At 61.1% G+C, this 1,618-nt stretch carries 1 protein-coding gene; it reads left to right on the top strand.

Annotated elements, in window-relative coordinates:
- The first annotated feature begins 301 nt into the window (after positions 1-301).
- The gene (locus I1969_RS10920; RefSeq protein ID WP_195235140.1) at positions 302-1,390 is read left to right on the top strand and encodes a M24 family metallopeptidase; all 1,089 of its coding nucleotides are present in this window, start codon (positions 302-304) and stop codon (positions 1,388-1,390) included.
- Positions 1,391-1,618: the final 228 nt, after the last annotated feature.

Here is a 1,618-nt window from a genome sequence, read left to right as displayed (position 1 = left end):
GTATTACGAGCTCCTGTGCGAATTGGAGAGAGCGCTCCCGCAAACTGCCTCTTGACAACTTATAGGAGCGTCGGTTTTAAATTCGCAATTATTTCCATGGTCAAGCAATACAGGTCCAGCCCCGTAATCCGCCATAGTTTTGTAAGCAGCCCATTTGGGACGGGCCTCTTTTAGCTACTTTTGCCCGCATGGTTGCCAGAGTGACCATGCCAAGGAGTGTCCCAAAGTGTCGGCATAAAAGGAACGTCCCTATGTGCCGGGCTTGGGATACCATGGTGGCACCCTAGCGAAAGGATGCTTCATGGCACATGTCGATGACCAGCGTGCGGCGCGCGTGCTCGATGCGTTCGAGGCTCAGCACCCCGGCGCACAGCTGCTCGTAAACGACCCGTGGTCAATCTATTACCTGACCGGCTTTTATGCCGATTTGTTCGAGCGTTTTTGCGGTGTGCTGCTCGCGCGCGGCGCCGAGCCGGTGATCCTAGTCAACGCGCTGCATCAGCTGCCCGAGTATGACAATGCGCGCGTTGCCTACCACACCGATACCGACGTCGTGACCGACGCCATCGCTCGCGAGGTCGATCCGACCAAACCACTCGGCATCGACACCGTCATGCGCTCCGGCTTTTTGATGCCGCTCATGGAGCGCCACGCAGCCAGCGAGTTTTTCCTGGGCGACTTTGCCGTCACCGCCGCGCGCACCCACAAGGATGACGCCGAACAGGAGCTCATGCGCGCGTCCTCGGCCGCTAACGACGCCGTGATGGCCGACGCCATCAAGCTCGTCCACGAAGGCGTGACGGAGCGCGAGATTGCCGACCAGATGCTCGGCCTGTATCGCAAGCACGGCTGCGAGGGCTTTAGCTTTCCGCCCATCGTGAGCTTTGGTGCTAACGCCGGCGACCCGCACCACGAGCCCGACGACACCGTGCTCAAGAACGGCGACGTAGTGCTGTTCGACATTGGCGGGCGTCATCGCAACTACTGCTCGGACATGACGCGCACGTTCTTTTGGGGCGATCCGGACGAGGAGACGGCGCGCATCTACGACATCGTGCGCCGCGCCAACGAGGCCGCCGAGGCACTCATCGCACCGGGTGTGCGCATGTGCGACCTGGACCGCGCCGCGCGCGATGTGATTGAAGACGCGGGCTATGGGCGGTACTTTACGCATCGCCTGGGTCACTCGATCGGCCTGCAGGACCACGAGCCGTGCGACGTTTCACTCGTCAACGAGCAGGTCGTGGAGCCGGGCATGACGTTCTCCATCGAACCGGGCATCTACCTCCCCGGCCGCACCGGTGTCCGCATCGAGGACCTGGCCCTGGTGACCGAGAACGGCGCCGAGATTCTCAACGCCTACCCCCACGATCCGCTCCGCCTAGACTAGGCAATGTGGCAAAGGGACAACCCCTTTGCCACATCCTGCCAAGGCTTCGCCACAAAAACGGCCTATCTACTACGTTTAACCCGCACGGGTCGACCATAACCGACTTTTCGCAAAATCCGCAAGCCATCTACCTGCACTGATAATTGTTCTCGGGGGAAGCGGGCACTGCGGGGCGCGGCAACGGCGCGCGATTTCCGCGTCGCAGCGCTACCCTGATGCTGAATGCCG

The sequence above is a fragment of the Collinsella aerofaciens genome, from assembly GCF_015548375.1.
Taxonomy (GTDB): domain Bacteria; phylum Actinomycetota; class Coriobacteriia; order Coriobacteriales; family Coriobacteriaceae; genus Collinsella; species Collinsella aerofaciens_AB.
Note: the sequence above shows the minus strand (reverse complement) of the source record. Positions and strands in the feature narration are given on the sequence as shown.

Excerpts from the sequence above, each read along its gene's own strand:
- I1969_RS10920 (WP_195235140.1), top strand. The coding sequence starts at position 302 with ATGGCACATGTCGATGACCAGCGTGCGGCGCGCGTGCTCGATGCGTTC.